The sequence below is a fragment of the Streptomyces sp. NBC_01257 genome, assembly GCF_035917255.1.
GTDB lineage: Bacteria > Actinomycetota > Actinomycetes > Streptomycetales > Streptomycetaceae > Streptomyces.
Map to the genome: position 1 here is coordinate 8,301,334 of NZ_CP108472.1, position 13,218 is coordinate 8,314,551.

Annotated in this window: 17 protein-coding genes; 11 read left to right on the forward strand and 6 right to left on the reverse strand. The window is 72.5% G+C overall.

Translation table 11 applies throughout. The annotated features are described in order from the left end of the window. The first annotated feature begins 93 nt into the window (after positions 1 to 93). The 4 genes from OG408_RS36155 to OG408_RS36170 are packed head-to-tail and all read left to right on the forward strand — an operon-like array spanning position 94 to position 3,143. On the forward strand, positions 94 to 1,077 hold the full coding sequence (locus OG408_RS36155; protein ID WP_285573415.1) for an aldo/keto reductase: 984 nt from the start codon (positions 94 to 96) through the stop codon (positions 1,075 to 1,077). A gap of 1 nt (position 1,078) precedes the next feature. Continuing rightward, positions 1,079 to 1,390 carry an L-rhamnose mutarotase gene (locus OG408_RS36160; RefSeq protein WP_285573351.1) on the forward strand — a complete coding sequence of 104 codons (312 nt, stop codon included), beginning with the start codon at positions 1,079 to 1,081 and terminating at the stop codon, positions 1,388 to 1,390. 1 nt (position 1,391) lies between these two features. Next, positions 1,392 to 2,249: an amidohydrolase family protein gene (locus tag OG408_RS36165; RefSeq protein ID WP_326673755.1), complete on the forward strand. Its 858-nt coding sequence runs from the start codon at positions 1,392 to 1,394 to the stop codon at positions 2,247 to 2,249. Between the two features lie 33 nt (positions 2,250 to 2,282). Further along, positions 2,283 to 3,143 carry an Fpg/Nei family DNA glycosylase gene (locus tag OG408_RS36170; RefSeq protein WP_326673756.1) on the forward strand — a complete coding sequence of 287 codons (861 nt, stop codon included), beginning with the start codon at positions 2,283 to 2,285 and terminating at the stop codon, positions 3,141 to 3,143. Positions 3,144 to 3,160: 17 nt separating this feature from the next. On the opposite strand, the gene OG408_RS36175 is transcribed toward OG408_RS36170, so the two are convergent. Further along, positions 3,161 to 3,802 carry a zf-HC2 domain-containing protein gene (locus OG408_RS36175; RefSeq protein ID WP_326673757.1) on the reverse strand — a complete coding sequence of 214 codons (642 nt, stop codon included), beginning with the start codon at positions 3,800 to 3,802 and terminating at the stop codon, positions 3,161 to 3,163. Between the two features lie 82 nt (positions 3,803 to 3,884). On the opposite strand from OG408_RS36175, the gene OG408_RS36180 reads away from it, so the two are divergent. From OG408_RS36180 to OG408_RS36195, 4 genes are all read left to right on the forward strand, one after another. Continuing rightward, positions 3,885 to 4,637, forward strand: a complete 753-nt coding sequence (locus OG408_RS36180; RefSeq protein ID WP_326673758.1) for a LytR/AlgR family response regulator transcription factor — start codon at positions 3,885 to 3,887, stop codon at positions 4,635 to 4,637. 64 nt (positions 4,638 to 4,701) lie between these two features. Further along, the gene (locus OG408_RS36185; protein ID WP_285573367.1) at positions 4,702 to 5,064 is read left to right on the forward strand and encodes a hypothetical protein; all 363 of its coding nucleotides are present in this window, start codon (positions 4,702 to 4,704) and stop codon (positions 5,062 to 5,064) included. Next, positions 5,061 to 6,542 (forward strand): sodium/solute symporter, encoded by a 1,482-nt coding sequence (locus OG408_RS36190; protein WP_285573370.1) that lies wholly within the window; start codon positions 5,061 to 5,063, stop codon positions 6,540 to 6,542. Before OG408_RS36185 ends, OG408_RS36190 begins: the two co-directional genes overlap by 4 nt. After that, complete coding sequence (locus tag OG408_RS36195) at positions 6,539 to 7,729, forward strand: sensor histidine kinase (RefSeq protein WP_285573373.1); 1,191 nt, start codon at positions 6,539 to 6,541, stop codon at positions 7,727 to 7,729. Before OG408_RS36190 ends, OG408_RS36195 begins: the two co-directional genes overlap by 4 nt. Positions 7,730 to 7,781: 52 nt before the next feature. Here the strand turns inward: OG408_RS36195 and OG408_RS36200 are convergent, their stop codons facing one another. After that, positions 7,782 to 8,279 carry a hypothetical protein gene (locus tag OG408_RS36200; protein ID WP_285573376.1) on the reverse strand — a complete coding sequence of 166 codons (498 nt, stop codon included), beginning with the start codon at positions 8,277 to 8,279 and terminating at the stop codon, positions 7,782 to 7,784. A gap of 124 nt (positions 8,280 to 8,403) precedes the next feature. On the opposite strand from OG408_RS36200, the gene OG408_RS36205 reads away from it, so the two are divergent. Next, positions 8,404 to 8,601, forward strand: coding sequence for a zf-HC2 domain-containing protein (locus OG408_RS36205; RefSeq protein ID WP_326673759.1), 198 nt, complete (start codon positions 8,404 to 8,406; stop codon positions 8,599 to 8,601). On the opposite strand, the gene OG408_RS36210 is transcribed toward OG408_RS36205, so the two are convergent. Together OG408_RS36210 and OG408_RS36215 are read right to left on the reverse strand one after the other, a co-directional pair. Next, on the reverse strand, positions 8,535 to 9,104 hold the full coding sequence (locus OG408_RS36210) for a sigma-70 family RNA polymerase sigma factor (protein ID WP_326673760.1): 570 nt from the start codon (positions 9,102 to 9,104) through the stop codon (positions 8,535 to 8,537). The genes OG408_RS36205 and OG408_RS36210 overlap by 67 nt on opposite strands. Positions 9,105 to 9,282: 178 nt before the next feature. Further along, complete coding sequence (locus OG408_RS36215) at positions 9,283 to 9,744, reverse strand: universal stress protein (RefSeq protein WP_285573384.1); 462 nt, start codon at positions 9,742 to 9,744, stop codon at positions 9,283 to 9,285. Positions 9,745 to 9,908: 164 nt separating this feature from the next. On the opposite strand from OG408_RS36215, the gene OG408_RS36220 reads away from it, so the two are divergent. Further along, positions 9,909 to 10,751, forward strand: a complete 843-nt coding sequence (locus OG408_RS36220) for a polysaccharide deacetylase family protein (RefSeq protein WP_285573385.1) — start codon at positions 9,909 to 9,911, stop codon at positions 10,749 to 10,751. A 51-nt stretch (positions 10,752 to 10,802) separates the two neighbouring features. Here the strand turns inward: OG408_RS36220 and OG408_RS36225 are convergent, their stop codons facing one another. Further along, entirely contained in the window at positions 10,803 to 11,462 is a 660-nt protein-coding gene (locus tag OG408_RS36225; RefSeq protein WP_285573386.1) for a class F sortase, read from the reverse strand. 313 nt (positions 11,463 to 11,775) lie between these two features. Here OG408_RS36225 and OG408_RS36230 point away from each other — a divergent pair, with 313 nt between their 5' ends. Continuing rightward, on the forward strand, positions 11,776 to 12,438 hold the full coding sequence (locus OG408_RS36230; protein ID WP_326673761.1) for a hypothetical protein: 663 nt from the start codon (positions 11,776 to 11,778) through the stop codon (positions 12,436 to 12,438). 165 nt (positions 12,439 to 12,603) lie between these two features. Here OG408_RS36230 and OG408_RS36235 read toward each other — a convergent pair whose 3' ends face one another. Beyond that, positions 12,604 to 13,158 (reverse strand): hypothetical protein, encoded by a 555-nt coding sequence (locus tag OG408_RS36235; protein WP_285573389.1) that lies wholly within the window; start codon positions 13,156 to 13,158, stop codon positions 12,604 to 12,606. Between the last annotated feature and the right edge of the window lie 60 nt (positions 13,159 to 13,218).

A 13,218-nucleotide genomic window follows, 5' to 3' on the forward strand; every position in this document is an offset into this window, starting at 1 on the left:
TAGTTGATCCTCCCCGGGGTGTTGACGCGCCCAAGTGATCCGATGAATATTCGCTGTGTGCAGGAAGCGATCATCGGGGAGGGCGGCGGAGTCATGCGGCGCAACAGGCTGGGAAACAGCGCGGTCGAGGTCACCGAGCTGTCCTTCGGGGCGGCCGCCATCGGCAATCTCTTCAGCGCCGTCGATCCGGCACAGGCCGCGGCCGCCGTCGACGCCGCCTGGGACGAGGGCGTCCGCTACTTCGACACCGCGCCGCACTACGGGCTCGGCCTCTCGGAGCGACGCCTCGGCGAGGCCCTGCGCGGCCGTCCCCGCGACGCGTTCGTCCTGTCGACCAAGGTCGGCCGGGTCCTCGACCCGCTGCCCGACGGCGGGGCCGCCGCGTCCGACTCGCTCTCCGAGGGCTTCGCCGTCCGCGCCACCCACCGCAGGCGCTGGGACTTCAGCGCCGCCGGGGTCCGCCGCAGCATCGAGGACAGCCTGGAACGGCTCGGCCTCGACCGCATCGACATCGCCTACCTGCACGACCCGGACGACCACGCCGAGGCCGCCTTCCACGAGGCCTACCCGGAACTGGAGAAGCTCCGCGCCGAAGGGATGATCGGGGCCATCGGGGCCGGCATGAACCAGACCGCGATGCTCACCCGGTTCGTCACCGACACCGACGCCGACGTGGTGCTCTGCGCCGGCCGCTACACCCTCCTCGACCAGTCAGCCCTGCACGACCTGCTGCCCGCCGCCGCCGCCCGCGGCCGCAGCGTCGTCGTCGGCGGCGTCTTCAACTCCGGCCTCCTCGCGGACCCGCGCCCCGGCGCGACCTACGACTACGCCGCCGCGCCCCTGAACCTCCTGGACCGGGCGCTGCGCCTGAAGGCCGTCACCGAGGGCCACGGTGTGCCGCTGCGCGCCGCCGCCCTGCACTACCCGCTCGCCCACCCCGCGGTCGCCGGCGTGCTCGTCGGCACCCGGTCCCCGGACGAGGTGCGCGACGCCGCGGCCCTGCTCCGCCGGGAGATCCCCGAGGCCCTCTGGGACGACCTGCGCGCCGAGGGCCTGCTGACCGAGAACGGACACTGACATGCGTATCGCCCTGCACACCAAGGTCCGCGCGGACCGCGTCGCGGAGTACGAGGCCGCCCACCGCGAGGTCCCCGCCGAACTGACCCGCGCCATCCGCGCCGCCGGCGCCAGCTCCTGGACCATCTGGCGCAGCGGCACCGATCTCTTCCACGTCATCGAGTGCGACGACTACGCCCGGCTCCTCGCCGAACTGGAACAGCTCCCCGTCAACGTCGCCTGGCAGGCCAGGATGGACGAACTCCTCGACGTGGCCCACGACTACTCGTCGGACGGCGCCGCAGCGGGCCTCCCCGTCGCCTGGGAGCTGTGACATGACCGGCCGCCCCCGCATCGTCGACGCCCACCACCACGTGTGGGACCTCTCCGTACGCGACCAGGACTGGATCACCGGCGAGGAACTGGCCCCCCTGCGCCGCGACTTCACCATGGCGGACCTGGAGCCGGAGGCCCGGGCCAACGGGGTGGACGCGACCGTCCTCGTCCAGACCGTCACCGTCGCCGCCGAGACCCCCGAATTCCTCGCGCTCGCCGACGGCAGCGATCTGGTCGCGGGCGTCGTGGGCTGGAGCGACCTCACCGCACCGGATATCGCCGACACCCTGGCCGCCCTGCGCGAGCTCCCCGGCGGCGACCGGCTCGTCGGGCTGCGCCACCAGGTCCAGGGCGAACCCGACCCGCGCTGGCTGCTGCGCCCGGACGTCCTGCGCGGGCTGACCGCCGTGTCCGAGGCCGGGCTCGTCTACGACCTGCTGGTCCAGCCCCACCAGCTGCCCGCCGCCGTGCGGGCCGCCGAACTGCTGCCCGGGCTCGTCCTCGTACTCGACCACTCCGGCAAACCGCCGGTCGCCGCCGGGGAACTCCACCCCTGGGCCGACGAGCTGCGGGCCCTCGCCGCCCTGCCCAACACCGTGTGCAAACTCTCCGGACTCGTCACCGAGGCGGACCCGCACAACTGGACCGTCAAGGATCTGCGCCCGTACGCGGACACCGTTCTCGAAGCCTTCGGGCCCACCCGGCTGATGTTCGGCTCGGACTGGCCGGTGTGCCGGCTCGCGGCGACGTACACCGAGGTCGTCGAGGCCGCGCTCGCCCTTCTCGACGGGCTCGCCGACGACGAGCGGGACGCGGTCCTCGCCACCACGGCCGAAGGCGTGTACGGCCTCCGGTAGGCGCCGGGGCGACGGCTGCGGCAGGCTGGAACCATGCCCGAACTGCCCGAAGTCGAAGCCCTGCGGGTCTTCCTCGACGACCACCTGGTCGGCAGGGAGATCGACCGCGTCCTGCCGCTCGCCATCAGCGTCCTGAAGACGTACGACCCACCGCTCACCGCCCTGCACGGCGGTACGGTCACCGGGGTCCGGCGGCACGGCAAGTTCCTCGACATCGCCGTCGGACCGCTGCACCTGGTCACCCACCTCGCCCGGGCCGGCTGGCTGCACTGGAAGGACTCCTTCCCCGCCAACCCGCCCCGCCCGGGCAAGGGCCCTCTCGCGCTGCGCACCGTCCTCACCGGCGGCGACGGCTTCGACCTGACCGAGGCCGGCACCACCAAGCGCCTCGCCGTCCACCTGGTGCACGACCCGGCCGAGATCCCCGGGGTGGCCCGGCTCGGGCCCGACCCGCTCGGCCCGTCCTTCGACCGGGACGCGTTCGCCGCGCTCCTCGCGGGGGAGAGGCGCCAGATCAAGGGCGCCCTGCGCGACCAGTCCCTCATCGCCGGCATCGGCAACGCCTACAGCGACGAGATCCTGCACGTCGCGAAGATGTCGCCGTTCAAGCTCACCGCGCACCTCACCGACGACGAGACCACCCGGCTGTACACCGCTCTGCGCAGCACGCTCAACGACGCAGTGGCCCGTTCCAGCGGCCTTGAGGCGGGCCGGCTCAAGGCAGAGAAGAAGAGCGCGATGCGGGTCCACGGGCGCACCGGCGAGCCCTGCCCGGTCTGCGGTGACACCGTCCGCGAGGTGTCCTTCAACGACTCCTCGCTCCAGTACTGCCCGACCTGCCAGACGGGCGGCAAGCCCCTCGCCGACCGCCGCCTCTCCAAGCTGCTCAAGTAGGGCCCCGGCCCTCCCTCTCAGCGGGTGAGCCGCAGCAGCCGCTGCCCCGCCGCCGTCCGCACCTCGAACCGGGCGATGGCCCCGGGCCGCAGCGCCGCGCCGCCGCTCATCCGGACCGGCTCCGCACCGGGGCCGCCGGACGACCAGGTCGCGACGGTCTCCTCGTCCCCGTCGCGCCCCACCGCGACCAGCGAGCACACCCCCGGCCCGGGGACCCCCGACACCTCGAGTCCGACCTCGCTGCCCCACTCCCGCGCCCCCGCCGTCACGACGGCCGACATCCCCGAGCCCCGGTCCGCGGCCTGCCACCGCTGGGCTTCCCGCTCCCCGCCCGGCAGCGCGAACGGCGCCCCGGCCGCGAGGACCACCGCCGCCGCAACCAGGGCGAGACGCCGCCGCCGCGCCCCGCGCCGCCCGGCCGCCACCGCCTCCGTCGCCCGGCGCACCAGCCCGGGACCCGGCCGGACCACCGGATCGACGCCCGGCGGCGTCAGCCGCGCGTACCGGCCGAGCGCGGCCGTCACCCCACCGAGCTCCACCACCCCGCACGCACACCGGGCACAGCCCTCCAGATGCTCCTCGAAACGGAAGGCGTCGGCGGCGCCGAGCACGCCCAGGGCGTAGGCGCCGACATCGCGACGGTGGGGCGGGGTGCACATGCCGTCCCGTACGGAAACAACCCGTGAATCACTCAGCACCGCCCCTCCGCATCGCCCCGCGCAGCCCTTAAACTCCGGCCTCATGCTCCGCGTACTCGCCGTCGACGACGAAGAACCCGCCCTGGAGGAACTGCTGTACCTCCTGCGCGCCGATCCCCGGATCCGCAGCGCCGAGGGCGCCACCGGGGCCACCGAGGCGCTGCGCCGCATCGGCAGCGCCGTCGAGGCCGGTCCGGACGACCCCGCCGCCATCGACGTCGTCTTCCTGGACATCCACATGGCGGGCCTCACCGGACTCGACGTCGCCCAGCTGCTCGCCGGTTTCGCCGCACCCCCGCTCATTGTCTTCGTCACCGCGCACGAGGGTTTCGCCGTGCACGCCTTCGACCTCAAGGCCGTCGACTACGTCCTCAAACCCGTACGCCGCGAACGCCTGGCCGAGGCCGTGCGCCGTGTCGCCGAGCAGGTCGGCGACCGCTCCGCACCCGTGCACGACACCGCGCACGACCAGATCCCCGTCGAACTGGGCGGCGTCATCCGCTTCATCCCGATCGACGACATCGCCTACGCCGAGGCCCAGGGCGACTACGCCCGGCTGCACACCGCCACCGGCAGCCACCTCGTCCGCGTCCCCCTCACCACCCTGGAGGAGCGCTGGCGCACCCGCGGATTCGTCCGCATCCACCGCCGCCACCTGGTGGCGCTCGGCCGGATCGACGAACTGCGGCTGGACGCGGGCAGCATGAGCGTGCGCATCGGCACCGCCTCCCTCCCCGTCAGCCGCCGCCACACCCGCGCCCTGCGCGATCTGCTGATGCGCCAGACCGGCCGCTGACCAGCGCCTACCCGCACCCGGAACCCTTCCCAGCGGGGCCGGGTGCTGCGTACACTCCGGCCCCATGTCCGCAGAGCCAACGCCCCGGCGCGAAGTGGTGACGGGGGAGCCCCGGCGGGTGCGTCCGCTGCCGCGCTACCGCACCCAGTCGGAGATCGACGAACAGACCGCGCTGGGCGGCGCGTACGTCCGTTCGCTGATGCGCAGCCAACTGCGCGCCGGGCTCACCGCCTTCGGTGTGCTCGCCGCCGTGGTCGGCACCCTGCCGCCGGCCTTCGAGGCACTGCACAGCGACGCCGTCGTCTGGGCCGTCCTCGGCTTCGCCGCCTATCCGCCGCTGACGCTGCTCGCCTGGTGGTACGTGCGCCGGGCCGAGCGCAACGAGCGCGACTTCGCCCGGCTCGTGGAAGGCCGCCCCGCACAGTGAGCCGCACGTACGCGGTGGCGGCCGTCGCCGCCGTCGTCCTCGCCACCGTCCTCGTCGGCGGATTCGGGCTCCGCATCTCCCGGACCACCTCCGACTTCTACGTCGCGTCGCGCACCGTGCGCCCCCGCCTCAACGCGGCCGCGATCAGCGGCGAATACCTCTCCGCCGCCTCCTTCCTCGGCATCGCCGGACTGGTCCTCGTGCACGGCCCCGACATGCTCTGGTACCCGGTCGGCTACACCGCCGGCTACCTGGTGCTGCTGGTCTTCGTCGCGGCCCCGCTGCGCCGCTCGGGGGCGTACACCCTGCCCGACTTCGCCGAGGGGCGGCTCGAGTCCCGGCAGGTGCGCCGGCTCGTCAGCGTGCTCGTCGTCGGCGCCGGCTGGCTCTACCTCGTCCCGCAGCTCCAGGGCGCCGGACTCACCCTCAAGATCCTCACCGGGGCGCCCGGCTGGCTCGGCGACGTCCTCGTCGCCTCCGTGGTCGTCCTCGCCGTCGCCGCCGGCGGCATGCGCTCCATCACCTTCGTCCAGGTGTTCCAGTACTGGCTGAAACTGACCGCGCTCCTGGTCCCCGCGATCTTCCTGGTGCTGGCCTGGCAGGGCGACGGACGGCCCCGCGTCACCTTCGACGAGCAGCTGTCCGTCTTCCGCGCCGACCATCCGCTGTACGCCACCTACGGCCTCATCGTCGCCACCTTCCTCGGCACCATGGGCCTGCCGCACGTCGTCGTCCGCTTCTACACCAGCCCCAACGGCCGCGACGCCCGCCGCACCACCGTCGCCGTCCTCGCCCTCATCGGCGTCTTCTACCTCCTGCCGCCCGTCTACGGCGCCCTCGGACGGCTGTACGCCCCCGAGCTCATCCACGGCGGCGACGCCGACGCGGCCGTGCTGCTGCTGCCCGGCCGGGTCATCGGCGGGCTCGGCGGCGACCTGCTCGGCGCGCTCATCGCGGGCGGCGCCTTCGCCGCGTTCCTGTCGACCGCCTCCGGACTGACCATGGCCGTCGCCGGCGTCATCACCCAGGACGTCCTGCCCTCGCGCGGCGTACGGCACTTCCGGCTGGCCACCGTCCTCGCCATCTCCGTCCCGCTCGCCGGGTCGCTGATGGTCAGCCGGGTACCGGTCGCCGACTCCGTGGGGATGGCGTTCGCCGTGTCCGCGTCTTCCTTCTGCCCGCTGCTCGTCCTCGGCATCTGGTGGCGCCGCCTCACCCCGCCCGGTGCCGTGGCGGGACTCGTCCTGGGCGGCGGCTCCGCGCTGCTCTCCGTCGCCATCACCGTCAGCGGGGCGGTGCGCCCGCCCGGCTGGCCGCACGCGCTGCTCGCCTGGCCCGCCGTCTGGTCCGTGCCCGTCGGCTTCCTCGCCATGATCCTGGTCTCGCTCGCCACGCCCGGGCGGATACCCGCCGGAACCAACGCCGCCATGACCCGCTTCCACCTGCCCGAAGCGCTGACCGCAGGGAGGCACCGGTGACCGGAGCCGGATACGCCGTCATCGTCCTCCTCGTCCTTCTCCTGTTCGGCGGCGGCCTGCTGGCCGGCCGGATGACCGCTCGGCCCGTGCGCACGAGCGATGTCGGCACCCCCGTCGAGCACGCCACGTTCGAGACCCTGCACACCGCGTCCCTCGCCGCGCCCCCGCTGCGCGCCGGGCTCACCGAGGAGAGCGCCCGCCGATCGGCCCGCCGGCTGCGCTCGCTGCTCGGCACCGACGCCCTGTGCCTCACCGACCGCGACCGGGTCCTGGTCTGGGACGGCGAGGGCGACCACCACGGCCGGCACGTCATGGACCAGGTGGGCGACGTCCTCGCCAGCGGCCGCGACACCGCCTTCCGCAGCGAGTGCGAGGACCTGGACTGCCCGCTGCGCTGGGCCGTCGCCGTACCGCTCACCGTCGACCACCGGGTCCTCGGCACCCTGATCGCCTACGCGCCCCGCGAATCGGCGGTCCTGGCCAGGGCGGCCGGCGAGGTGGCCCGCTGGGTCTGCGTACAGCTGGAACTCGCCGAACTCGACCGCTCGCGCACCCAGCTCATCGAGGCCGAGATCAGGGCCCTGCGCGCGCAGATCTCCCCGCACTTCATCTTCAACTCCCTGGCAGCCATCGCCTCGTTCGTCCGCACCGACCCCGAACAGGCCCGCGAACTCCTGCTGGAGTTCGCCGACTTCACCCGCTACTCGTTCCGCAGCCACGGCGACTTCACCACCCTCGCCGACGAACTGCACTCCATCGACCAGTACCTGGCCCTGGTCCGCGCCCGGTTCGGCGAACGGCTCTCGGTCACCCTCCAGGTGGCCCCCGAGGTACTGCCCGTCGCGCTGCCCTTCCTCTGCCTGCAACCGCTGGTCGAGAACGCCGTCAAGCACGGGCTGGAAGGGGCCGTCACCTCCAGCCGCATCACCATCAGCGCCCTGGACGCCGGATCGGAGGCCGAGGTCGTCATCGAGGACGACGGCACCGGCATGGACCCCGAGCGGCTGCGCCACATCCTGCGCGGCGAGGGCGGCAAGTCCACCGGCATCGGCCTGCTCAACGTCGACGAACGGCTGCGGCAGGTGTACGGGGACGACTACGGGCTCGTCATCGAGACGGGCATGGGCGCCGGCATGCGCATCACCGTACGGCTGCCGAAGTACCGCGCCGGGGTGCACGGCTCCTGAAGCGGCGACGGGCCGGCGCCCAGTACGAGCAGGCCCTTCGTGCAGCAGGCCCTCAGTACAGGTGGATCGAGAGGTGCCCCAGCGGCAGCCCCAGCTGCCAGGCGGGTGTCCACACCTGGGCCGCGGTCTCCTCCTCTTCCTCCTCCGGCTCCCACGGCGGCGGACCGATCGCGTCCAGATCGGCCGCCAGGAGCTCCGTGTCCTCCAGCCAGCGCCAGGCCGCACGGGCCAGGGCGACGTCCGGACCGGCCTCACCCGCCGCCTCCAACGCGTCGAGCCGCGCGCATACCCAGCCGCGCCACGGGGCCCCGTACGCCGTCAGCAGCCGCAGCTCGTCCACCCGGGTGGCGGGCAGCGACTCGGCCACCTCACCGTCGGAGAGGAAGACGGTGAGGGCGAGCGCGTCACGGCCCGCCCGGTACTCCAGCGTCGCCGGCTCCATCAGCTCGCCGGTCCGCAGCAGTTCGTCGGCGATGTACTCCGCGTACATCCAGGCCATCGGGATCAGCAGCCCGCCGCCACTGGATCCGTCTTGACGTTCCGGACGCATCCGGTCTCGCCCCATTCCGTTCTCGGTACGGCCCTACACGCAGCATTGAACCGGGGGAGCGCGCCCCGCGTGGCCAGAAGGACAGGATCCGTCGGACCCGTTTCGTCACAGACATGAGGTTGCGATGACCGCCGACCCCGGGGAGGGACCGCACATGCGGCAGTTGCTCGGAGCCTACGTGCTGGACGCACTCCCGGCCCCGGAGGCCCTGCGGGTCGCCCGCCATCTGCAGGCCTGCGACCGCTGCGCCGCCGACTACGCGGCGGTCGCGGAGGCCGCGGCCCTGCTGCCGCTGCTCAGCGAGGAGGACCTGCTGGAGTAGCCGGGCAGATTGCGCGACAGCAGCCGCAACGCGTAGTAAGAACGGGACTTGACGGTGCCGGCGGGGATACCGAGCACCTCGGCCGTCTCGCCGACACTCAGCCCGCGGAAGTAGATCTGCACCAGTACCGCCCGGTGCTCAGGACTGAGGGTGCGCACCGCCTCGCGCACATCGAGCGCGGCCACGGCGGACTCTGCGGTGTCCTCCCCGTCCGGGGCGCTCTCCAGCACGGCGTCGCCCACCTCGGCCGGCCGGGCCAGCCGCGACCTGCGGGCGTCGATCGCCAGCCGGCGTCCCACGGTGAACAGCCAGGGCCGCATCGACTCGTACGGGCCGTCGAACGCCTCGGGGTGCTGCCAGGCCCGGACCAGCGTCTCCTGGAGGAGGTCCTCGGCCCGCTGCCGGTCACCGAACGTCAGCCCGAGAAGGAAGTGGAACAGGGCGGGGCCGTGCTCACGCTGCAGATCCGCGAGTGCCCGCTCATCGGTCGTCGTCGTGGTCATCGTGAACGCCCTTCCGCGCGGAGGCCCCTGCCGCCTCCCTGCTGACTGGCGTATACGAACGCATTCACGCCCGGGGGAACAGGACATACGCCGCCCCGTGCGACGAGCGGTCGCTCAGAGCGGCGAATGGTGCGGTGAACGGTCGGGTGGCGGTGCGGCGCGGCGGCGGAGGGTGCGGTTACGGGACCACGGTGACGGGCCAGCGGCCGGCCTTCACCAGGCGCACGGCCACCGATCCGATGAACCGGTGCCCGGCCGACTCGGACGCGCCGACCACGACGGCGTCCGCCTTGAGCTCGTCGGCCGCGGTCACCAGCCCGTTGTACGGATCACCGCGGAAGGTGTGGAACTCCCAGCGCACGTCCCATATGTCCTTCATCCGCTCCGTCGACTCGCGGATCTCGTTCACCAGGCTCTCCGCCACGTCCCCGGTCGCGTCGCCGACCGGGGCGCCGAGTGCGGCACCCGCCGCCAGTACGGGCTGGACGTAGACGAGGGCGAGCATGGCCCGCTGCCGACGGGCGAGTCCTGCCGCGTACGCCGCGGCGCGCATGGAGGAATCGGAACCGTCGAGGCCCGCGACGATCACTTTCGGGCCGTCTGTGCCACGTTCGAACTGGTGAGGCTGCTGGTCTGTCACGGCAGTGAGGCTATCGGCTCCCGTCGCGGGCTCCGGTACGGGCTCCCGAGTGCCCCGGCGCGCTGCTGCCGGTTGCGCGGATGCGCTCCCTCCAACGGGTGCAAAACCCTCCGTAACCGGTGTCGTTGAGACGGGTGGGGGAGCAGGCGTGCGAGCAGTTGGTCATGAAGAACGATCAGTTGCCACCGATGCGCAGAACGCTGCTGAGGCTGGCTGCCGGGCTGGGCGCCGCCACTGCGGTGCGCCTGGTCGCGGCGGACTCCGCCGGTGCGCCGTTCCGGCCTCCCGCGCCGCCGTCCGCCGCTGCCGGTCCGCAGGCAGCCGCCGCGCGCACCCGGCCGCTCGCCTACCGGCTCCGGCCCATGACCGCGAACAACCCGCCGCACTACCGCCCGGCCGCACCGCCGGTCCGCACCCGGCCGTTCGAGCACCTGCCCGACATCGGCCGGGCCATGGTCCTGAGCTTCGACGACGGACCCGATCCGCTGTACACCCCGCACATCCTGGACACACTGCGCAAGCACGACGTGCGGGCGATGTTCTTCCTCTGCGGGGAGATGGCCCACGACAACCAGGACCTCGTCCGCAGGATCGCCGACGAGGGCCACACCGTCGGCAACCACTCCTGGACCCATCCGCTGGTCACCCGGCTCTCCCGGGCCGGCATCACCGACGAACTGGGCCGCACCAGCGAGGTGATCGAGAAGGTCACCGGCGCCCCGCCGCTCTGGTACCGGGCGCCCTACGGAGCCTGGAACCGCAATTCGTTCGAGATCGGGGCGGCGATGGGGATGGAGCCCATGGCCTGGACGGTGGACACCCTGGACTGGACGGTGCCGGGCACCGACAGCATCGTCCGGCGGGTGAAGGAGGGGGCCGCCCCCGGGGTCGTGGTGCTGTCGCACGACGCGGGCGGCAACCGTTCGCAGAGCGTCGCCGCGCTGGGCCGCTATCTGCCGGACCTGCTGGAGGACGGGTACCGGATCACGGTGCCGCAGCGCCGCTGAGCCGCGTCACGACTGCTGCCGGGGCGGGACCGCGGCCCCGGCAGCAGTCGTTCAGCGGGTTTCGACCAGGCGGGCGAAGGCGACGACGTTGCCGTCGTAGCCGTTGGCCTTCGTGTATCCGCCGCCGCAGGTGATGACCCGCAGTTCCGCCTGCCCGGTGTCGCCGTAGACCCGGGCACCGGGGAAGTCGTTCTTGGAGAACACCTCGACGCCGTAGACCTCGAACACCGCGATCTGGTCGTCACTGCGGGTGACCTCGACGCGGTTGCCCTTCTTCAGCGAGCCCAGGCCGTAGAAGACCGCGGGTCCTGCCTGGTTGTCGACGTGTCCGACGATGACGGAGGTGCCGAGCTGCCCGGGTGCGATGCCGTTCTGGTACCAGCCCGCCAGGTTGGGATCCTGCGGGGGAGGTGTCTCGATCCAGCCGTTCTCGTCGAGGTTCACGTCGACGAGGGGGGCGTCGACCTGGATCGAGGGGATGGCCACACGGGCGGCGGGCGCGTACGCCAGGGGCTTCACGGCCGGGCCGGCCGCCGGGGCCACCGGGACGCTCTTCTGTTGGCCCACCGAGGTGGCGGCGACCGGCTGCGGCGGTCCGGGCGAGAGGTCCGCGCCGTTCCGCATCAGCGCGAGACCGGCGAGCATCGCCAGCGCGAGCGCGCCCCACGGCGAGTGTCTGATCCGTTCGGGGCGCCAGTTGTCCCGTCCCATGGTTCTCCCTTCGTCGCGACGAGGGGAACGCTAGGCGCGGGCCGGTCGCCCGGCATTCAGGGAAGTGCGAACGGGTGGCGGCCGCGGGGCGGGCTTCTTATCGGAGTAGTGGGCGGATAAAAGTTCTGACGGTCTGTGACCTGCGGGTCCATCAGATTCACAGGTCTCCGCACGGTGTGTCGGATCACCGGGGTGGAGCAGTGCCGAAATGCGGTGGATCAAGGATCTGGTGAGGGTTCGTCATGGGAGGCGTTCTCGTCGATCCATCCCGGTGCACAGAGCTCCGGGGCGCTTCCCGCTGGAGGTTCGAACGATGCGTGCTACACGCGCTCTCGTTGTCGCCGCGACCGCCGTCGCCGCTCTCGGGCTCGGTGCCCCGATGGCCGCGGCCGGTGGAGATGTCGGGAACGGCCAGAACAACGGCAACAACCAGAACGACTGGAACGACCCGGGCGACTGGGACAACGGAGGCGGCAACGGAAACGGCAACGGAAACGGCAACGGCAACGGCAACGGCAACGGCAACGGCAACGGCAACGGAAACGGAAACGGCAACGGGAACGGGAACGGCCGCAACAACGGGCCGAACAACGTGACCGTCGACCCCGAGCGTGTGCACCAGGGCGCGGCCATGCAGGTCAGCGCCGAGGGCTGCGGCCGGGGCGGCAGCGTCTCGTCCAACGCCTTCCGCACCACCCGCCTCTCGGCGGGCCGGGTCGGCCACGCCCGGGTCCGGATCCTCAACGACGCGACGCCCGGCTCGTACAACCTGACGGTGCGCTGCGACGGCACCGACCGGACGGCCGGTCACCGCTTCACCGTGCTCAACAGCCGCGGCGCACAGGGCGGCCTCGGCGGCTCGATGGCCGCGAGCCCGGCCGAGATGGGTGTCGGCGCGGGCCTGGTCGCCTCGGCGGCCCTCGGCGGAGGCATGTACATCATGCGCCGCCGGAGGACGAGCCATGGGGCGATCTGACCGTAAGGACGCTCCCGCAGGCCCGATAACCGAAGTCGCCCCGAGTCCTCCATGAGGACCCGGGGCGACTTTCGTTCTGTCCAGGGAGTGTTTCGAAAGTAGCGCCGTCCGCCCGAAGGGTCGCCGAGCAGGCGGGACTTTCGAAACACGCTCCAGGACGGCCGGTCAGTGCGAGCGGCTCTCCTTGCGGCGCCGCACCACGAAGACGGTGCCGGCCGCTGCGGCCACCGCCAGCGCGGTGCCGGCCACGATCTCGCCGGAGTTCATGCTGTCGATGCTGCCGCCCATACCGCCCTGCACACCGGCCGGGGAGGCCGTGGACACCGGGGAGCTCGTCGAGCTCGTGGTGGGTGTGCTGGTGGCGGCGCTGACCGTGAGGTTCACCTTGGCCGTGGAACTCGGCGAGGTGTTGCAGATGAACGTCACTTCATAGGCCGCACCCGGCTTCGCGTCCCAGTCGACCGTCGCCCTGCCGGTGCCGTTCCTGGGGATGGTGACGGTGTCGAACACCCCCGAGGACGCGGTGGCCGTGGTGGAGCACCCCTTGGCCGCCAGGGTGACCTGGCCGCCCGGCGCGATCACCGAGGGCGTGACGGTGTATCCGCTCCCGCCGATGGGCGGGCCGCCCGTGGTAGCTGCATACGCGGTCACGGCCGGGGCGGTCAGGGCGAGTGCTGCGGCGCCGAGCAGAGCGACGGGGGTGACACGTATTGCGCGCATGGTGAATCCTCCGGGTCCCCGAGGAGCAGCTGCGGAACGGATTTCCACAAAGCGTCAGAA

What these genes read in the sequence shown, in the direction of transcription:
- OG408_RS36160 (WP_285573351.1), top strand. Translation starts at nt 1,079, where the DNA reads ATGCGTATCGCCCTGCACACCAAGGTCCGCGCGGACCGCGTCGCGGAG.
- OG408_RS36185 (WP_285573367.1), top strand. Translation starts at nt 4,702, where the DNA reads ATGTCCGCAGAGCCAACGCCCCGGCGCGAAGTGGTGACGGGGGAGCCC.
- OG408_RS36155 (WP_285573415.1), top strand. Translation starts at nt 94, where the DNA reads ATGCGGCGCAACAGGCTGGGAAACAGCGCGGTCGAGGTCACCGAGCTG.
- OG408_RS36220 (WP_285573385.1), top strand. Translation starts at nt 9,909, where the DNA reads ATGAAGAACGATCAGTTGCCACCGATGCGCAGAACGCTGCTGAGGCTG.
- OG408_RS36210 (WP_326673760.1), bottom strand. Translation starts at nt 9,104, where the DNA reads ATGACCACGACGACGACCGATGAGCGGGCACTCGCGGATCTGCAGCGT.
- OG408_RS36205 (WP_326673759.1), top strand. Translation starts at nt 8,404, where the DNA reads ATGACCGCCGACCCCGGGGAGGGACCGCACATGCGGCAGTTGCTCGGA.
- OG408_RS36170 (WP_326673756.1), top strand. Translation starts at nt 2,283, where the DNA reads ATGCCCGAACTGCCCGAAGTCGAAGCCCTGCGGGTCTTCCTCGACGAC.
- OG408_RS36180 (WP_326673758.1), top strand. Translation starts at nt 3,885, where the DNA reads ATGCTCCGCGTACTCGCCGTCGACGACGAAGAACCCGCCCTGGAGGAA.
- OG408_RS36165 (WP_326673755.1), top strand. Translation starts at nt 1,392, where the DNA reads ATGACCGGCCGCCCCCGCATCGTCGACGCCCACCACCACGTGTGGGAC.
- OG408_RS36230 (WP_326673761.1), top strand. Translation starts at nt 11,776, where the DNA reads ATGCGTGCTACACGCGCTCTCGTTGTCGCCGCGACCGCCGTCGCCGCT.
- OG408_RS36200 (WP_285573376.1), bottom strand. Translation starts at nt 8,279, where the DNA reads ATGCGTCCGGAACGTCAAGACGGATCCAGTGGCGGCGGGCTGCTGATC.
- OG408_RS36175 (WP_326673757.1), bottom strand. Translation starts at nt 3,802, where the DNA reads ATGTGCACCCCGCCCCACCGTCGCGATGTCGGCGCCTACGCCCTGGGC.
- OG408_RS36235 (WP_285573389.1), bottom strand. Translation starts at nt 13,158, where the DNA reads ATGCGCGCAATACGTGTCACCCCCGTCGCTCTGCTCGGCGCCGCAGCA.
- OG408_RS36225 (WP_285573386.1), bottom strand. Translation starts at nt 11,462, where the DNA reads ATGGGACGGGACAACTGGCGCCCCGAACGGATCAGACACTCGCCGTGG.